Consider the following 16,981-nt stretch of genomic DNA (forward strand, 5'->3'; position numbering starts at 1 on the left):
CCTTGGGGACACCGAGACGCAGCATCGCTTCGATCTGCCCGCGCTGATAGGCGTTTAAGTGCTTGAATGTGCGGCGTTTTGTGGTAGAATGAGTGTGGGACATACAGAACCTCCTGGTAGTGTTTGTGCAAAGATATTTTACCAGATTGATTCTGTATGTTCTACTTTTTTATGTGTCCGATTTCATTTTACAATAAACCGAAAAGTTTTTTCATCAACTTTCTTGTCGGTGCACTTGCTTTTCTGAAAGAAATATGATAGTATGTCTGCGTTAGCAGGATGAGAATTTGTCGCCAATTTTCGGCGGATGATACAGATCAAGGAAGGAAGAGGTATATGGGGGCGGAATCTTTGTTTTCACGTGTGAAAGATATGGTTTCACACGTTGTGGACTCATTTATACCGATTGCTGAGGACGAAGAAGAGGAAGAGGCGATTCGCGCACAGCAGGCGTCACAGACTGCTCAGACGACGCAGGCAGCACAGCAGAGTTTTGCTTCCCAGCGACGCGTTGCCAATGGGGGAACGGTGTCGTCATTCTCATCGCCTTCCTATGGCAACACCAGTTCCTTTCAATCTCCGCGTACGCCTGTGACAGGGGAGGGGAGTTCGACGCCGCTGACGGTACATACGACGAAGGTATCGGAACTGCGCGTGCGGATTCATCGTCCGCGTCGTTACGATGATGCGGCCCCGGCGGTGGTCCAGCTGAAACAGGGGATTGCGATCGCCGTGAATTTTGACTGCATGAGCGAGCCGGAACGCCGTCGTGTCTGTGACTTCCTGAATGGTGCCTGCTATGTGATGCATGGCACGGCACATGTCGTGTCGAGTACGATCATACTCTATGCACCGAAGGGTGTTGATGTGACGGATCCACTTGCAGCGACGAAGACCAATTGAATGATAGGCAGAGGAGCTCTACGCGAAGACCAACGTCTTCGTGCTGGAGCTCTTTTTTTTGTAAAAAAATTCTGCAGGGCGTTGTTTTGGCGCCTATGGTATGCTATAATACGCCCTAGTGTAAAAAACACGCGTTTTCGATAGCTGTTCTGTGCCGTATTTATGCGGTGGTACAGCGGATGAGAAGCGCGGAAGAACAACAGGAGGTATTTTATGGCAGTCATTTCTATGAAGCAGCTTCTGGAGGCAGGTGTCCATTTCGGACATCAGACGCGTCGCTGGAACCCGAAGATGGCACGTTACATCTTCACAGAGCGCAATGGTATCTACATCATTGATCTGCAGAAGACGGTGCGCAAGGTGGATGAGGCGTACAATTTCCTTCGCAGCGTTGCGCAGGAAGGGAAGTCCGTGCTCTTCATCGGCACGAAGAAGCAGGCACAGGAGGCCATCCGCGAGGAGGCGCTCCGTGCGAATATGTACTACGTCAACGAGCGTTGGCTCGGCGGCATGCTGACGAACTTCCAGACGATTCAGCGTCGTATTCATCGTCTCAAGGCACTTGAGGAGATGGAGGAGAACGGCACGTTCGAGGTTCTCACGAAGAAGGAAGTGCAGGGGCTGCGCCACGAGAAGGAGAAGCTCGAGCGTTATCTGGGCGGTATTAAGGATATGAACCGTCTGCCGGGTGCACTCTTTGTCGTTGACCCGCGCAAGGAGCGTATTGCGGTTGCCGAGGCACGCAAGCTGAACATTCCCATCGTCGCGATTGTCGACACGAACTGTGACCCGGATGAGATCGACTATGTGATCCCGGGCAACGACGATGCGATCCGTGCCGTGAAGCTTCTCACGGGCTGCATGGCAGACGCTGTGCTCGAGGGAAATCAGGGCGGCGCACAGGAAGCGGCTGAGTAATCAAAGACAGTGGGGTAAGGGAGCATTATCCCCTTACCCCTTTTTTATGGAACGATCATAGGAGGAACGATAATGGCAATTAGTGCAGCGATGGTAAAGGAACTGCGTGAGCGCACGGGCGCAGGTATGATGGACTGCAAGAAGGCTCTCGCAGAGACGAACGGCGATATGCAGCAGGCAATCGACTATCTGCGCGAGAAGGGGATTGCAAAGGCCGAGAAGAAGGCGGGACGCATCGCTGCTGAGGGCGCGGTGACAGCATATCTCTCGTCCGACGCGAAGGTCGGTGTCATTGTCGAGATCAACTGCGAGACGGACTTTGCTGCCAGCAATGAACAGTTCCGTGAGCTCAGTGCGAAGGTCGCAAAGCACATTGCAGAGACGAACCCGGCAGATCTCGATGCACTGAATGCAAGCACGCTGGATGGCAAGGATGTTGCCTCCCTCATTACCGAGGCAACGGCAACGATCGGGGAGAAGATTTCCCTTCGCCGCTTCGCCCGCTATGAGGATGCAGGCCGTGTGGCAACGTACATCCACATGGGCGGTAAGATCGGCGTCCTCGTTGAGCTTTCCGGTGGGGATGAGCAGCTCGGCAAGGATATTGCGATGCAGATTGCGGCAGCGGCGCCGCTCGCGATTGATCGTGCCGGCGTGACGGCTGATCATATCGAGCATGAGAAGGAAGTCCTCCGTAAACAGGCGCTTGAGGAGGGCAAGCCCGAGAAGATCATCGAGAAGATGGTTGAGGGGCGTATCAATAAGTTCTATGAGGAAGTCTGCCTGCTTGAGCAGAAATTCGTCAAGGATCCGGAGAAGAAGATTGCAGATGTGCTCGGCTCGGTAGAGATCAAGGCGTTTACGCGCTATCAGCTGGGCGAAGGCATCGAGAAGAAGCAGGAGGACTTCGCTGCAGAGGTCGCTGCTCAGATGAAGTAAGATGATATGAAGAGAGGAGAGCTGCCCGACGGCAGCTCTTTTTTGCAGATGGTCTGCGGATTTTTTTGGAAAAATGTGCTATAATGGCGCAGAGAATGTGCGTGACAGGAGGAGTCGTCTTGGAAACGAAATATCGTCGCGTCGTGTTGAAGCTGAGCGGAGAAGCGCTCGCGGGAGATCAGGGATTCGGGATCAATCCACAGGTTGTCGAGGCAATTGCCGCGCAGATTAAGAAGGTACGCGATCACGGTATCGATGTCGCCATTGTGGTCGGCGGAGGAAATATCTGGCGCGGACTCGCGGGCAGTGCGAAGGGGATGGACCGCACGACGGCAGACTATATGGGGATGATGGCGACTGTGATGAACGCACTCGCCCTGCAGGATGCTCTCGAAAATCAGGACGTTGACACGCGTGTCCAGAGTGCCATTGAGATGCGTCAGGTGGCAGAACCGTATATTCGCCGCCGTGCCATCCGTCACATGGAGAAGGGGCGCGTGGTGATCTTCGGTGCAGGTACGGGGAATCCCTATTTTTCCACGGATACGACGGCCGCTCTGCGCGCTGCGGAGATCGAGGCGGACGTTATTCTCATGGCGAAGAAGGGAACGGACGGCATCTACGATTCCGACCCGAATAAGAACCCCAATGCCAAGCGTTTTGAGAAACTGGCGTATATTGATATTCTGAACAAGGGACTCGCGGTCATGGACGCGACGGCGACTAGTCTCTGCATGGAGAATAACATCCCCATGGTGGTGTTTAATATTGATGTGCATGAAAATATTGCACGGGCAGCATTTGGCGAGCCGATTGGCACAACAGTAGGAGGCGAAGCAGTATGATCAAGGATATTCTGTCAAAGCATGAGGAGAGTATGAGTAAGGCGATCGAGGCGCTTCGCCGCGAGTTCTCTTCGCTGCGCGCAGGACGCGCAACGCCGAATCTCTTGGATAAGATCATGGTGCCCTACTATGGGACACCGACCTCGGTCAACCAGCTTGCCAAGGTGACGGTGCCGGAGCCGCACATGATCGTCATTACGCCGTGGGAGAAGTCTATTCTGCATGAGATCGAAATCGCCATCTCAAAGTCTGATCTCGGTCTTTCGCCGAACTCTGACGGGAATGTGATTCGCCTTGCGATCCCTCAGCCGACGCAGGAGCGCCGCAAGGAGCTGATCAAGACGGTCGGCAAGAAGACGGAAGAGGCGAAGGTCGCTCTGCGCAATATCCGACGCGATGCAAACGAGGCGATCAAAAAGCTCGAGAAGGACAAGGAGATCAATGAGGACGAGTCCAAGCGCGGTCAGGACTCTGTGCAAAAGCTCGTCGATAAGTTCGTCAAGCAGATGGACGAGATGCGTGCAGCAAAGGAAAAAGAGGTCATGGAGATCTGATGGAGGATTCCTTTTCGGCACGTCCATGGGATGAGGTGCGACGGGAGCTGGATGCCGAAGGCGCATCCTACACGATATCGGTATCGCGTGCATCACGTCCTTTTTTTCCCGTCGATGAGACGCAGTCCTATGTCATTCGTGTTCACCAGAATGGGGCTGTGCATCAGGTCACGCTCACGGAACTTCCGCTGTGCAGTCCGACTGTCGCCGCCTACGAAGAACATTTCCGCTGAATGCGCGACACCCCTTTCGGCATCCGCCGAAGGGGTGTTTTGGTAGAAGAGTAAAGGCATAGGAGAAGGGGAAAGATTTGATATGTGGAAGAGAATATTCGGCAAAAAAAATGATACGCCGGACATCGACAGCGATCACAGCCTTTCCAATCTTGCACTCGATCGTGCCAGTCTGCCACGTCATGTTGCCATCGTGATGGATGGCAATGGAAGATGGGCAGAAGGGAAAGGAAAATCACGCTCGGCAGGCCATGAGGCGGGGGCGCGTACCTTGAAGCGTATTGTTCGTGCCGCTTCGCATATAGGCATAGAGGTGCTGACCGTCTATGCCTTTTCAACAGAGAATTGGAAGCGCCCTCATCGGGAAGTCGATTTTCTGCTCAATCTCTTCGATTCTTTCCTGGAGAAGGAGATCACGGAGATGCATGAGCAAAATGTCCGTATGAGCTTCATCGGTCGGCGGGATCGCTTCTCTGATCGTTTCCTTGCCCGTATGGAGGATGCAGAGCAGCGTACGGCGCATAATACCGGCGTGCATTTTAATTTGGCGGCGAATTATGGCAGCCAGGATGAGATCGTGCGTGCTGTTCGCAAGTTGGCCACGCGTGTCGCAGAAGGGGAGCTTCGCCCCGAGGAAATCGACGAGGCACTCTTTTCCAATGCACTCGATACGGCGGGCGATCCGCCCGTGGATCTCTTCATCCGTACGAGCGGCGATCTTCGCTTGAGCAACTTCCTCCTATGGCAGTCTGCCTATGCAGAGCTATATTTTACGGAGACGCATTGGCCGGATTTCACACCGGAAGAACTTAAGCGTGCCATTGAGGACTTTGCAGGACGAAGTCGGCGCTTTGGCGGGCTTACTACAGAAGAATAAAGATGGAGGCTGTCTTTGATTACACGCATTATCTCCGGCATTATCGGCATTGGTATTGCAGGATATGTTATACAGATGGGCGGAACAACGTTTACGGTTGCCGCAGCGGTGCTCGCAGCTCTCGCGTGGTTTGAGTATACACGTGCATTTTCGCACCGTGGAGGTAGTCCTGCCTTATTCTCCGGTATTCTTGGCATCGGGGGGATGCTGTATGGCGCGTTCATCGGGCAGGAGAGCGTGATTCTGCTTGCCTTGATCGCATCCTCGACGCTAGCCCTGATGACCTGCGTCCTCCTGCGCGGCGATGTGTCAGTTCACGATGCGACTGTTTCTGTGGCGGGGATCTGCTACATCGGCATGCCATTTGCACTGCTTATTCTCCTGCGGAATATGACGGGGCCTGTCTATACGACGCCGATTGAGACGTTTTCCTGCGGAGCAGCGATGGTCTGGGTGATGTTTATCGGGACATGGGCGAGTGACAGTTTCGCCTATTTTGCCGGGCGTGCGTTTGGCTCGCACAAGCTGGCACCTGCTATTAGCCCGAATAAGACGATCGAGGGATTCTTTGGCGGCCTGATCGGTACGATTGCTGTCATTGTGGGGCTTGGCTGGCTTCTCGCAATGCCGCTGCCGCAGATGGCTGCACTGGGCGCAGCGATTGCCGTGCTCGGTACGCTTGGTGATCTTGTCGAGTCCATGATGAAGCGACAGACGGGCATCAAGGACTCGGGCGCGATTATCCCGGGGCACGGCGGTGTATGGGATCGCTTTGACAGTGTCCTCTTTACGGCGCCGCTGGTCTATTACTATACGGTATACATTGTCCTGCGCTGAGTGGGGCAAAAGGAGCTTGGATGTTAGAGAAAATTGCTGCGACAGTCTTTGTCTTCGGACTGCTCGTCTTTGTGCACGAGCTGGGGCATTTTATCACGGCAAAACTGACTGGGATGCGCGTGGATGAATTTGCCATCGGCTTTGGACCGCGTCTTGTGCATTTTCGCTATGGAGAGACAGTCTATTCGATCCGTCTGGTTCCGCTGGGCGGATTCAATGATATTGCCGGCATGGCAGCAGATGACAACGATGCCGGTGATCGCGGCTATTGCCGCAAGCCGATTCTCTCCCGCATGATTGTGATTCTTGCTGGATCGGCGATGAATTTTATCCTGCCGATCGTTCTTTTTTTCGGGATCTTTTTCTTTGCCGGGGTGCAGACGCCGAATCCTGCGCCTGTTCTTGGCAAGGTGCTTGCCGATAATCCTGCTGCACAGGCGGGGCTCATGGCGAATGACCGCATCATTGCGATCGATGGTAAGCCCATCGAGACGTGGCAGGAGATGGTGGACGCCATTCGCACAAACCACGGAACAGTTCCGATGACGATGCAGGTGGAGCGCAATGAGCAGGAGCTGACGGTCAGTGTGACCCCACATTATGATGCCTCACAGCAGCGTGGATACATCGGCATTGTGAATGCCTATACCAGCACCTATCCTGGCTTCTTCCAGTCCATCTCGATGGCATTTGAGCGGACGGCGATGATTGTCGTGATGATGCTCGATGCGCTCTATCGGATCATTCTGGAGCTCTCCGGCTCGGAACTTGCGGGGCCAATCGGTGTGGCACAGATGGCGGGAGAAGTCGCAGAGATGGGCATTGTCCCGCTCCTCAATTTCGCCGCACTCCTCAGTCTCAATCTTGCGATCATCAATCTTCTGCCTGTACCGGCACTGGACGGCGGACACTTTCTGACGCTCTGTGTTGAGGCGGTGCGTGGCAAGCCCCTGAGCCCGAAGGTCATGCACTATATCCAAAATGCGGGTGTGGGGCTGATTATTCTGTTGATGCTGCTCGCGATGAAGAATGATGTCGTACGTATTTTTGCAGGAGGCTGACCCGCGTCATGTCAACACTTGAACGCCGCCGCACGCGGCAGATTCATATTGGGAATATCCCCATCGGGGGTGGTGCACCGATCTCCGTGCAGTCCATGTGCAACACGAAGACGACGGATACGGAGGCTACAGTAAGGCAGATCCGCGAACTCGCGGCGGCAGGCTGTGATATCGTACGCCTCGCTGTGCCAGATATGGCGGCGGCAAAGAACCTCGGCAATATCATTCGCCAGGTGAAAACTCCGCTTGTCGCCGATATCCACTTTGACTACAAGCTTGCGCTTGAGGCGATGGCACAGGGGATTGCGGCTCTGCGCATCAATCCCGGCAATATCGGTGGGACGGAGCGCGTGAAAAAGGTCGTAGCGGCGGCACGTGAGGGGGGGATCCCCATTCGCATCGGCGTGAATGCCGGCTCACTTGACCATAAAATGCTCAAGAAGTATGGTGGCGTCACGGCGGAGGCCTTGGTTGAATCTGCCATGGAACACGTGCGCATTCTGGAGGAGCTGGATTTTCATGACATGAAGATTTCGCTCAAGGCACATGATGTCCCGCTGACACTTGCGGCCTACCGTCTGATGAGTGAACGCACAGACTACCCGCTGCATCTCGGTATCACGGAAGCGGGCACGGCGGGGACGGGCATCATTAAGTCTGCTGTCGGTGTCGGGGCTCTCCTCGCCGAGGGAATTGGCGATACGATACGCATCTCGCTGACAGGTGATCCCGTCGTCGAAGTTCGTACGGCAAATGAGATTCTGAAGGCGCTCGGTCTGAAGGAGTATGGGCCAACGCTCGTCGCTTGTCCTACGTGCGGGCGGACGAGCATCGATCTCGCCTCCATCGCGGAGAAGGTCGAGGAACGTCTGCGCGGCATGGAGGATCCCATCGAGGTGGCTGTGATGGGCTGTGTCGTCAATGGTCCCGGTGAGGCACGCGGTGCGGATGTCGGTATTGCCGGCGGCAATGGCGAGGGGCTGATCTTCCGCAAGGGAGAGGTCATTCGCAAGGTAAAGGAAGAAGAACTGCTGCCCGAACTTTTTCGGGAGATTGATGCGATATTGGAGGAACGGAAACGGTCATGAGAGCAACGAATCTGTACGCGCCTACCCTTAGAAATACGCCTGCGGAGGCGGAGATTGCGAGCCATCAGCTCATGTACCGCGCTGGTCTCATTCGCAAGTCTGCCGGCGGGATGTATACCTATCTGCCGCTCGCGTGGCGCACCATCCGAAAGATTGAGCAGATCATCCGTGAGGAGATGGATGCCGCAGGCGGACAGGAGATCATGATGCCAATCCTGCAGCCGTCCGAACTCTGGGAGGAGAGCGGCCGCTGGGGAGCATACGGCGCGGAGATGATTCGCGTGAAGGATCGCCATGGCCGCGAGTTCTGCATGGGACCGACGCATGAGGAGATGATTACGGCGCTCGTGCGTGATGAGGTGCGCTCGTACAAGCAGCTCCCGCTCATGCTCTATCAGATTCAGGACAAGTTCCGTGATGAGCGTCGCCCACGTTTTGGAGTGATGCGCAGCCGTGAGTTCATCATGAAGGATCTCTATTCCTTTGACAAGGATATCGCGGGGATGAACGAGTCCTATCGCAAGATGGCCGTGGCCTATACGAATATTTTCACGCGCTGCGGACTGAACTTCCGTGCGGTGGAGGCCGACAGCGGTGCAATCGGCGGCGGGCACTCGGAGGAGTTTACCGTTCTTGCCCCTGAGGGGGAGTCGCGTATTGCCTGCTGTGATGCGTGCAGCTATGCTGCGAGTGACGAGAAGGCGGCACTGCGTCCCATCGATGCCGCTGCGGAGGAAGCACTGCCGCTTGAAAAAGTGGCAACGCCCGATGCTCATACGATTGCCATGCTTGCTGAGTATCTCAGGATTCCTGTCGAGAAGACGATCAAGGCAGTCGCCTATCAGACCGAGGAGGATGTACTCGTCCTCGCATTCCTGCGCGGCGACCACGAAGTCAATGAAGTGAAGCTTGCGAATGCCGTTGGGGCACAGGAGCTGTGTATGGCGGATGAGGCGGCCATTCGCGCGGCTGGCGGGTGCCCGGGCTTTATGAGCCCGATTGGCATCAAAGAGGGCACGTGTATCGTGGTTGATGAGACGGCCATGCGGATGCACAATGCGGTCTCTGGCGCCAATGAACAGGACTTTCACTATATTAACGTCAACCCGCAGCGCGACTTTGGGTCAGTGACCGTGACGGATATTCGCCTTGTTGCAGAGGGCGATCTGTGCCCTTCCTGCGGAGTAGGACATCTTCATATCGGACGGGGCATTGAGGCAGGACAGATCTTTGCGCTCGGCACGAAGTACAGTGAGGCAATGGGGGCGACGTTCCTCGATGAGTCTGGGAAGACGCAGCCCCTACAGATGGGCTGCTATGGTATCGGTGTCGGGCGCACGATGGCGGCGGCAATCGAACAGAACCACGATGCACATGGCATCATTTGGCCGCGTGCGATTGCACCGTACGAAGTCGTCGTCGTGGCAGTAAACGCCAAGGTGGAGGAACAGCTCGCATACGCTGAGGAGATTTACGAGGAGCTGCGTGCTGCAGGTGTCGATGTACTGCTCGATGACCGTCGTGAGCGTGCGGGCGTGAAGTTCAACGACTGTGATCTCATCGGTTATCCTGTGCGCATTGCGATCGGACCCAAGACCATAGAAAATGGAACGATTGAGGTGAAGATCCGCCAATCCGGTGAACTCGTGAACTTTGCGCGGGATACGTACCTGAAGGGCGTGAAGGATATGCTGGCAGTACTTTGAAATAGCTGCTTCGAGAAGGGGAGGGGAATGTGGCAAAGGCATATCCAGGAGTAATTCTTCGCGTGCCGGAGGGAAGCCTTGCCGATGAGCTGGGGCTTGTGGCGGGGGATAAGATCCTTGCGATCAACGATATGCCGCTGCGCGATATTATTGACGTCAGCTTTGCGATGGCGGACGAGGAGATTGAGCTTCTCGTTGAACATGCCGATGGGACGCAGGAGTGCATTGCATTCGACAAGGACTATGACGAGGAGCTCGGCGTGGAGTTTGAGAGCGCCGTATTCGACGGGATTCGTGAATGTGCGAATCACTGCTATTTCTGCTTTGTCGATATGATTGCCCCGCACATGCGCCACAGCCTTTCTGTGAAGGATGACGATTACCGCCTGTCCTTTCTCTATGGTAATTTTGTGACACTGACCAACATGGGGGAGGCGGATTACGCGCGTATTGCACGGCTGCATCTCTCTCCTCTCTACGTATCGGTGCAGTGTACGAATCCCGTCCTGCGTGCGGAGATACTGCGATGTTCGTGGGCAGGGGATATTCTTGGGCAGCTCGCGCGGCTCGAAGAGGCGGGCGTGGAGTATCATACGCAGGTGGTGCTCTGTGCCGGGCTGAATGACGGAGAGGAACTCGAGCGGACGATTCGTGACATTACGGCGCGGCGTCCTCATGCACTTTCGCTCGCCATCGTACCCGTTGGACTGACAAAGCATCGAACGGATCCGTTCCCGCTCGTTCAGTTTGATCGGGACGGTGCAGCGCGCGTGATCGACCAGGTCGAGCCGTGGCAGGAAAAAATGCGTGCAGAAGAAGGGCGTACCTTCATCTACCTTGCCGATGAATTTTACTTTCTGGCAGGGCGCGAGGTTCCGCCTGCCGCAATGTACGATGGCTTTCCCCAGCTCGACAATGGGATTGGGCTGACGCGCAGCTTCATCGGGGAGTGGGATGCGGCAAAGGAGCGCGGCGCCGCATGCGACGCTCACCTCGCCGTCGTGAGCGGAACGGCGGTTGCTCCCGTTCTGGCGGCAAAGGCGCGGGAGCTTGATCCTCTGGAGCAGAATATTTTCGTCTTGCCCGTTGAAAATCGTCATTTCGGTGCGATGGTCAATGTGTCGGGCCTCCTCATCGGTGCAGATATTGCAGCGGCCCTGCGAAAGATGCCCCGTGACGTTGACGGTGTACTCATTCCCGCATCGGCATTGCGTGAGGGGGAGGATGTCTTTCTGGATGATATGACTCTTGATGCCCTACGGACGGAATTTCCTGCCCTGCGCATCGAGCCGGTAGCGACGGGCGCGGACTACTATGCGGCACTTTCGGATTGGGCACATTATCATCGCACACGTGCGAGCGGTGGTTATACATGGCAGAGCAACGCGGGCTATACAAAGCCTGTGGCAGGAAATCGCTGAGGATGCAGGGAGAGGAGTGAGGGATCATGAGCAAACCTATTGTGGCAGTGGTCGGGCGGCCCAATGTCGGGAAGTCAACGCTGTTCAATCAGATCGGCAAAAAGCGTGTCTCCATTGTCGATGATATGCCGGGCGTGACGCGTGACCGCATCTATCTGGATGCGGAGTGGCTGAACCATGAGTTTACGATCATTGACACCGGCGGCATAGAGTTCGATGAGAGCGACCATATCCTGCGTTCGATGCGTTCTCAGGCAGAGCTGGCGATGGAGGAGGCAGATGTTATCCTCTTTCTCGTCGATGGGCGGGCAGGACTGACAACTTCGGATGAGGAGGTCGCACGTCTTCTGCGGCGGACGAAAAAACCCGTGATTCTGGCGGTCAACAAGATCGACAGTTTTGAGCGTGAGGCGCTGATCTACGATTTCTATTCGCTTGGGCTCGGTGACCCGATTCCCATCTCTGCCTCCAATGCGATGAATCTCGGCGATCTGCTGGATGCCGTCGTCGCGGCGTTCCCGGAAGAGCCGGCGGAGTCACAGGAGACGGATGAGATCGCTATTGCCGTCGTCGGTCGTCCAAATGTCGGCAAATCATCGCTCGTGAATCGTCTGCTCGGTGAGGAGCGCGTGATCGTCAGTGATGTGCCGGGGACGACCCGCGATGCGATTGACACACATTTTACCAAAGACGGTGCAAAGTATCTTCTCATTGATACGGCAGGGATGCGGCGCAAGGGAAAGATCACTCTGCCTGTGGAGCGGTACAGCGTGATGCGCTCCCTGCGCGCGATCGACCGTGCGGGGGTTGTCCTCATGGTCATCAACGCTGCCGAGGGGATTCTGGAACAGGATACGAAGATTGCGGGCTATGTGCACGAGTCGGGCAAGGGTGTCATCATCGTCGTGAATAAATGGGATATTTTCCCAGAGAAGAACGACAAGTCGACGCTGCGCTTTACAGATGATCTGCGCGAAAAGCTTGGCTTCCTCCAGTATGCCCCTGTCCTCTATACGTCGGCCTTGACGGGACAGCGTGTGGAGCGTGTGACGGAGCTCGTGAAATATGTGGCGGAGCAGCAGTCGATGCGCATCAAGACGAGTGTACTCAATGAGCTAATTCGCGATGCGGTATCGGTCAATCCGCCGCCGACGAAGAAGGGCAAGCAGCTCAAGATTCTGTTTGTCACGCAGGTGAGTATTGTCCCGCCGACGTTCATTATTTTCGTCAATGACCCCGAACTCATGCACTTCTCCTATCTGCGCTTTATCGAAAATCGTCTGCGCGAGAGCTTCGGTTTCGAGGGAACGCCGATCCGCCTCGTGGTGCGCGCGCGCAAGGAGGAAGAACAATGATGTATCTCGCCGCAGCCATCGCCGCCTATCTCATCGGATCGATTCCGAGTGGACTGATTCTTGGAAAACTGATCTGGCATAAGGATCTGCGCGACTATGGCAGTCACAATATCGGTGCGACGAATGCGTGGCGCACGCTCGGAAAGGGCGCGGGCATTGCCGTATTTGTTGCGGACAGCCTGAAAGGGCAGGCGGGCGTTATGCTTGGACTGCTCCTTGTCAGTACGCCGCTCGCTGCAGTCGTCGGAGGATTGTGTGCCATTCTCGGGCACAGCTTTTCGCTCTTTCTCCGCTTTCACGGCGGCAAAGGCGTTGCAACTTCACTTGGCGTTCTGACGATGCTGATGGGGCAGGTGACGTTTATCATCTTTGTCATCTGGCTGACAATCGTCTATGTGTCACGCTATGTCTCCCTCGGCTCTGTCGTCGCGGCATTTCTTGCACCGTTTCTTGCGGCACTTTACGGGTATCCGACAGAGTACGTTCTCTTTACGGCTGTGGCGGCGATTCTCGTTATTCTCCGTCACCGTGAGAACATCGGACGGCTGATGCACGGAACCGAAAATAAAATCTGACGCTATCGTTTGTGATACTGGGTGTGTATGGTATGATATACTTGGACTGAGATAGTGCATCAGCAGCAGTGGTCAGGGAGGATGGGATTCTGTGAATACAGTCAAGATAGCTCTTTTGGGTGCGGGGACAGTCGGCTCCGGCGTTATCCGCACCCTGTCTATGAACGGGGAGACGATTGCAGGACGCTGTGGCGCACGCATCGAGATCAAGAAGATTCTCGTCCGCGATGCGAAGAAATATCGTCCGGAGGCAGAGGGAATTGCCCTCACGGACAACTTTGAGGAGATCCTGAACGACCCGGAGATCTCGATTGTCGTCGAGGTGATGGGCGGGCTCATGCCGGCAAAGGACTACATGCTGCGTGCCATGCGTGCGGGCAAACATGTCGTCACCGCCAACAAGGATGTCATTGCCGAACATTTGCGGGAGCTCTATGGTATAGCGGATAAGCATCACGTCGATTTCCTCTATGAGGGCAGTGTCGGCGGCGGCATCCCGATCATCAAGCCGTTGAAGGAATGTCTGACGGCGAACGAAATCTCCGAGGTCATGGGCGTCATCAACGGAACGACGAACTATATGCTGACGAAGATGACGGAGAAGCATATCAGCTACGATGCTGTACTGCGACGTGCACAGGAAAAGGGCTATGCTGAGGCAAATCCGTCGGCGGATGTAGACGGCTTGGATGCCGCGCGTAAGGCGGCGATTCTGGCGTCACTTGCCTTTGATACCATCGTCGAGTTCGAGGATGTCTCCGTCGAGGGAATCTCACATATTACGGAAGATGACATTGAGTACGGGCTGAACCTTGGCTACGTCATCAAACTCCTCGCAGTGGGACGCAATACGGAGGAGGGAATCGATGTGCGTGTGCATCCCGTGTTCCTCCCAAAGACGCATCCGCTCGCCTCAATCAACGGCGTATTCAATGCGGTCTTTGTGCGCGGCAATGTGATCGGTGAGGCGATGTTCTACGGCCGCGGTGCAGGCTCGCTTCCTACGGCATCTGCTGTGGTCGCGGATGTCATTGAGGTTGCGCGCGATATCGTTGCAGGGACGACGGGGCGCATGAAGTATCGGATTGGTGCGAAGAAAAAACTCTGCCCTGTGGAGAAGACGCGCTCCTCTTATTATCTGCGCCTTGTCGTCGCCGATGAGCCGGGCGTACTCGGTGAGATCGCCACGACATTTGGACGCGCGGGGGTCAGTCTGCGGTCGGTCATTCAGGCAAGGTCGACGGTGAGCGGAGATGCGGAGATCGTTGCTGTGACACACGTTGTGACACATGCGGCTGCCTCTGCCGCTGCTGCATCACTGCAGGCACTTCCTGTCGTACGCGAGGTGCGCAGCCTGATCCGTGTGGCGGACGGGCAGGAGGATACACTATGACAGAGCGCAGTGTACGCGTACGTGTCCCTGCGACGAGCGCGAATCTCGGCCCCGGCTTTGATGCGCTCGGCCTTGCCTGCACGCTGTATAACGAAATGACCCTGACGCTTACGCGTGAGCCGGGGCTTTTGATCGTGGCACGCGGTGAGGGCGCCGCCTACATTCCGGGCGACGAGCGCAATATCGTCTGGAAGTCCATCCGCTATCTCTTGGATAAAGCGGGGCGTGCGGAGGAATTTCGCGGTGCACAGATCCGCATGAGCAACCGTATTCCGCTCTCGCGTGGGCTTGGCAGCAGTGCGACAGCGATTGTCGCAGGACTGACAGCAGCAAATGCGCTCATTGGCAGTCCGTTTGACCGTCATGCGCTGCTGCAGTTTGCGACGGACATTGAGGGGCACCCGGACAATGTGGCACCAGCGATCTATGGCGGCTTTACGGTAAATACCGTGACGGATGGAACGGTGGAATGCTTTTCCTTCCTGCCGCGTATTTTTCTGCGGTTCGTCGTCATGGTGCCGGACTTTTACCTCTCGACGAAGTCGGCGCGTGAGGTGCTCCCTGCCGAGGTGCCGATGAAGGATGCTGTCTTTAACATCAGCCATGCGGCCATGCTTGTGGCGGCTCTGTCGCGCGGATCTGAGAAGCATCTGTGCAACGCCTTTGCGGATGCACTGCATCAAAACTACCGTGCGCCGCTCATCCCGGGGATGTTCGATGTCTTTGCCGCTGCAAATAAGGCGGGGGCATGCGGCGCGGCGCTCAGCGGAGCGGGTCCCTGTCTCATCGCCTTTGTTCCGGAGAAACGGAACTGCACCGAGGATGTTGCCCATGCGATGCGCGAGGCATTCCGTTCGCACGAGATCGAAGCACGTCCCCTGCAGCTTCGTCTCGATACGAAGGGAGCGCGTGTCCTCCATCGCAGGAATGCGAATGTAAAATCATAGGAATCACTGATAAAATGAGGTCTGCCGGATTGGCGTAGATTTTTTCGTCCGAACGAGGTGGAAAACCGGACGCAGAGTGGTGCTCTGTGGAGGATTTTCCGCCGAAGTGCGGGCAAAAGAGATGCGTCAAGATGATTGTGCCGAATTTATCAGTGATTCCCGTAGTATATGCCCCCACTCCATGCAATAGAGGAAGTGGGGGCATAATATTTAAAAAAATACTTGCAAGAATATGCATAAAGGATGTATAATCATAAACATCTTTTTAGGGAGATGGGGGAACAGTCATGAAGGTCAGTATCATCGGTGCATCTGGCTATGCAGGGGAAGAACTCATCCGACTTCTTCATGGCCACCCGCATGCCGAGATTGTACATCTGACATCGGAGCGCCATACGGGCGAGCGAATATCGAAACTTTATCCACATTTAACGCATATTTATGACAATATACTGGACTCGATGGAGGATATCCACCGTATGGCAGAGGACAGCGATGTTCTCTTTATCGCACTTCCGCATGGACATGCAATGAAATTGGTCAAGGCGATTGCTGATCTGCCGGTGCGTATCATTGATCTCGGGGCAGATTATCGCTTTGCCGACACATCGGTCTATGAGGCATGGTATCATGTCCCGCACACGGATCCGGAGGCAGAGCGGGTCTATGGACTTGCCGAGCTGTACCGCGATGCAATCCGTGGGGCGCATCTCATCGGCAATGCAGGCTGCTATACGACGGCAGGCATTCTCGCACTGACCCCGCTCGTGCAGGAGCATCTCGTACAGATGGATTCAATTCTCGTCGATGCGGTTTCCGGTGCCTCCGGCGCAGGGCGTACACCGAAGGAGAGCACGCATTTCCCGGAGTTCTATGACAGCTTCACGGCGTATGGCGCAGTCAGTCATCGACACACCCCAGAAATCGAGCAAGCGCTCTCCGAGCAGGCAGGTGAGCCGGTTACGATTAACTTTACGCCACATCTTGCCCCGATAGTACGCGGTATCCTTGCCACGTGCTATGCACGCCTTGCGGATGGCGTAACGGAAGAGGATGTCGACGCGGCGTTTGCGGCTCAGTATGCAGATGAGTTTTTCATCCGTCTGCTTGGGCGTGGCGCGTATCCATCGACGAAGTATGTGCGCGGAACAAATTACTGCGATATCGCATGGCATATTGATCCGCGTACGCATCGTGTTATTGTTTTTTCCGCGATTGACAATCTCGTCAAGGGAGCGGCAGGGCAGGCGATTCAGAACATGAACATCGCGCTTGATTTGGATGAGCGCACAGGACTCGACCTTGTGCCGATGTATCCATAAACGGGAA

Annotated in this window: 17 protein-coding genes; all 17 read left to right on the forward strand. The window is 55.5% G+C overall.

Features of this window, described 5'->3' with window-relative positions; genetic code table 11:
• The first annotated feature begins 336 nt into the window (after positions 1–336).
• The 17 genes from sepF to argC all read left to right on the forward strand — a co-directional run bounded on the left by sepF (position 337) and on the right by argC (position 16,974).
• On the forward strand, positions 337–903 hold the full coding sequence (sepF, locus tag C1713_RS07425; protein WP_102493515.1) for a cell division protein SepF: 567 nt from the start codon (positions 337–339) through the stop codon (positions 901–903).
• Between the two features lie 213 nt (positions 904–1,116).
• Positions 1,117–1,821: a 30S ribosomal protein S2 gene (gene rpsB / locus C1713_RS07430; RefSeq protein WP_009442221.1), complete on the forward strand. Its 705-nt coding sequence runs from the start codon at positions 1,117–1,119 to the stop codon at positions 1,819–1,821.
• A gap of 72 nt (positions 1,822–1,893) precedes the next feature.
• Positions 1,894–2,760 (forward strand): translation elongation factor Ts, encoded by an 867-nt coding sequence (gene tsf / locus C1713_RS07435; RefSeq protein ID WP_102493516.1) that lies wholly within the window; start codon positions 1,894–1,896, stop codon positions 2,758–2,760.
• Positions 2,761–2,879: 119 nt separating this feature from the next.
• On the forward strand, positions 2,880–3,605 hold the full coding sequence (pyrH, locus tag C1713_RS07440; RefSeq protein WP_039980801.1) for a UMP kinase: 726 nt from the start codon (positions 2,880–2,882) through the stop codon (positions 3,603–3,605).
• The gene (gene frr, locus C1713_RS07445) at positions 3,602–4,159 is read left to right on the forward strand and encodes a ribosome recycling factor (protein ID WP_009442218.1); all 558 of its coding nucleotides are present in this window, start codon (positions 3,602–3,604) and stop codon (positions 4,157–4,159) included. Before pyrH ends, frr begins: the two co-directional genes overlap by 4 nt.
• Entirely contained in the window at positions 4,159–4,392 is a 234-nt protein-coding gene (locus C1713_RS07450) for a hypothetical protein (protein WP_009442217.1), read from the forward strand. The genes frr and C1713_RS07450 overlap by 1 nt, the downstream gene beginning before the upstream one ends.
• A gap of 82 nt (positions 4,393–4,474) precedes the next feature.
• Entirely contained in the window at positions 4,475–5,269 is a 795-nt protein-coding gene (locus tag C1713_RS07455) for an isoprenyl transferase (protein ID WP_009442216.1), read from the forward strand.
• Between the two features lie 15 nt (positions 5,270–5,284).
• A complete protein-coding gene (locus C1713_RS07460) occupies positions 5,285–6,106 on the forward strand; it encodes a phosphatidate cytidylyltransferase (RefSeq protein ID WP_102493517.1) in 822 nt (273 codons plus the stop codon).
• 20 nt (positions 6,107–6,126) lie between these two features.
• Positions 6,127–7,167: an RIP metalloprotease RseP gene (gene rseP, locus C1713_RS07465; RefSeq protein ID WP_009442214.1), complete on the forward strand. Its 1,041-nt coding sequence runs from the start codon at positions 6,127–6,129 to the stop codon at positions 7,165–7,167.
• A gap of 8 nt (positions 7,168–7,175) precedes the next feature.
• Positions 7,176–8,255 (forward strand): flavodoxin-dependent (E)-4-hydroxy-3-methylbut-2-enyl-diphosphate synthase, encoded by a 1,080-nt coding sequence (gene ispG / locus C1713_RS07470; protein WP_102493518.1) that lies wholly within the window; start codon positions 7,176–7,178, stop codon positions 8,253–8,255.
• The gene (locus C1713_RS07475) at positions 8,252–9,961 is read left to right on the forward strand and encodes a proline--tRNA ligase (RefSeq protein WP_102493519.1); all 1,710 of its coding nucleotides are present in this window, start codon (positions 8,252–8,254) and stop codon (positions 9,959–9,961) included. Before ispG ends, C1713_RS07475 begins: the two co-directional genes overlap by 4 nt.
• 29 nt (positions 9,962–9,990) lie before the next feature.
• A complete protein-coding gene (locus C1713_RS07480; RefSeq protein WP_102493520.1) occupies positions 9,991–11,382 on the forward strand; it encodes a DUF512 domain-containing protein in 1,392 nt (463 codons plus the stop codon).
• 26 nt (positions 11,383–11,408) lie between these two features.
• Entirely contained in the window at positions 11,409–12,737 is a 1,329-nt protein-coding gene (gene der, locus C1713_RS07485; protein WP_009442210.1) for a ribosome biogenesis GTPase Der, read from the forward strand.
• On the forward strand, positions 12,734–13,312 hold the full coding sequence (plsY, locus tag C1713_RS07490; protein ID WP_009442209.1) for a glycerol-3-phosphate 1-O-acyltransferase PlsY: 579 nt from the start codon (positions 12,734–12,736) through the stop codon (positions 13,310–13,312). The genes der and plsY overlap by 4 nt, the downstream gene beginning before the upstream one ends.
• A 91-nt stretch (positions 13,313–13,403) precedes the next feature.
• On the forward strand, positions 13,404–14,705 hold the full coding sequence (locus C1713_RS07495) for a homoserine dehydrogenase (RefSeq protein ID WP_009442208.1): 1,302 nt from the start codon (positions 13,404–13,406) through the stop codon (positions 14,703–14,705).
• Positions 14,702–15,652, forward strand: coding sequence for a homoserine kinase (gene thrB / locus C1713_RS07500; RefSeq protein WP_102493521.1), 951 nt, complete (start codon positions 14,702–14,704; stop codon positions 15,650–15,652). The genes C1713_RS07495 and thrB overlap by 4 nt, the downstream gene beginning before the upstream one ends.
• 287 nt (positions 15,653–15,939) lie before the next feature.
• Positions 15,940–16,974: an N-acetyl-gamma-glutamyl-phosphate reductase gene (argC, locus tag C1713_RS07510; RefSeq protein ID WP_102493522.1), complete on the forward strand. Its 1,035-nt coding sequence runs from the start codon at positions 15,940–15,942 to the stop codon at positions 16,972–16,974.
• Positions 16,975–16,981: the final 7 nt, after the last annotated feature.

Source organism: Centipeda felix (genome assembly GCF_900186465.1).
In the GTDB taxonomy this organism is placed as follows: domain Bacteria; phylum Bacillota; class Negativicutes; order Selenomonadales; family Selenomonadaceae; genus Centipeda; species Centipeda felix.

Excerpts from the sequence above, each read along its gene's own strand:
- tsf (WP_102493516.1), top strand. The coding sequence starts at position 1,894 with ATGGCAATTAGTGCAGCGATGGTAAAGGAACTGCGTGAGCGCACGGGC.
- ispG (WP_102493518.1), top strand. The coding sequence starts at position 7,176 with ATGTCAACACTTGAACGCCGCCGCACGCGGCAGATTCATATTGGGAAT.
- C1713_RS07475 (WP_102493519.1), top strand. The coding sequence starts at position 8,252 with ATGAGAGCAACGAATCTGTACGCGCCTACCCTTAGAAATACGCCTGCG.
- rseP (WP_009442214.1), top strand. The coding sequence starts at position 6,127 with ATGTTAGAGAAAATTGCTGCGACAGTCTTTGTCTTCGGACTGCTCGTC.
- thrB (WP_102493521.1), top strand. The coding sequence starts at position 14,702 with ATGACAGAGCGCAGTGTACGCGTACGTGTCCCTGCGACGAGCGCGAAT.
- C1713_RS07450 (WP_009442217.1), top strand. The coding sequence starts at position 4,159 with ATGGAGGATTCCTTTTCGGCACGTCCATGGGATGAGGTGCGACGGGAG.
- plsY (WP_009442209.1), top strand. The coding sequence starts at position 12,734 with ATGATGTATCTCGCCGCAGCCATCGCCGCCTATCTCATCGGATCGATT.
- C1713_RS07455 (WP_009442216.1), top strand. The coding sequence starts at position 4,475 with ATGTGGAAGAGAATATTCGGCAAAAAAAATGATACGCCGGACATCGAC.
- frr (WP_009442218.1), top strand. The coding sequence starts at position 3,602 with ATGATCAAGGATATTCTGTCAAAGCATGAGGAGAGTATGAGTAAGGCG.
- der (WP_009442210.1), top strand. The coding sequence starts at position 11,409 with ATGAGCAAACCTATTGTGGCAGTGGTCGGGCGGCCCAATGTCGGGAAG.
- rpsB (WP_009442221.1), top strand. The coding sequence starts at position 1,117 with ATGGCAGTCATTTCTATGAAGCAGCTTCTGGAGGCAGGTGTCCATTTC.
- sepF (WP_102493515.1), top strand. The coding sequence starts at position 337 with ATGGGGGCGGAATCTTTGTTTTCACGTGTGAAAGATATGGTTTCACAC.
- argC (WP_102493522.1), top strand. The coding sequence starts at position 15,940 with ATGAAGGTCAGTATCATCGGTGCATCTGGCTATGCAGGGGAAGAACTC.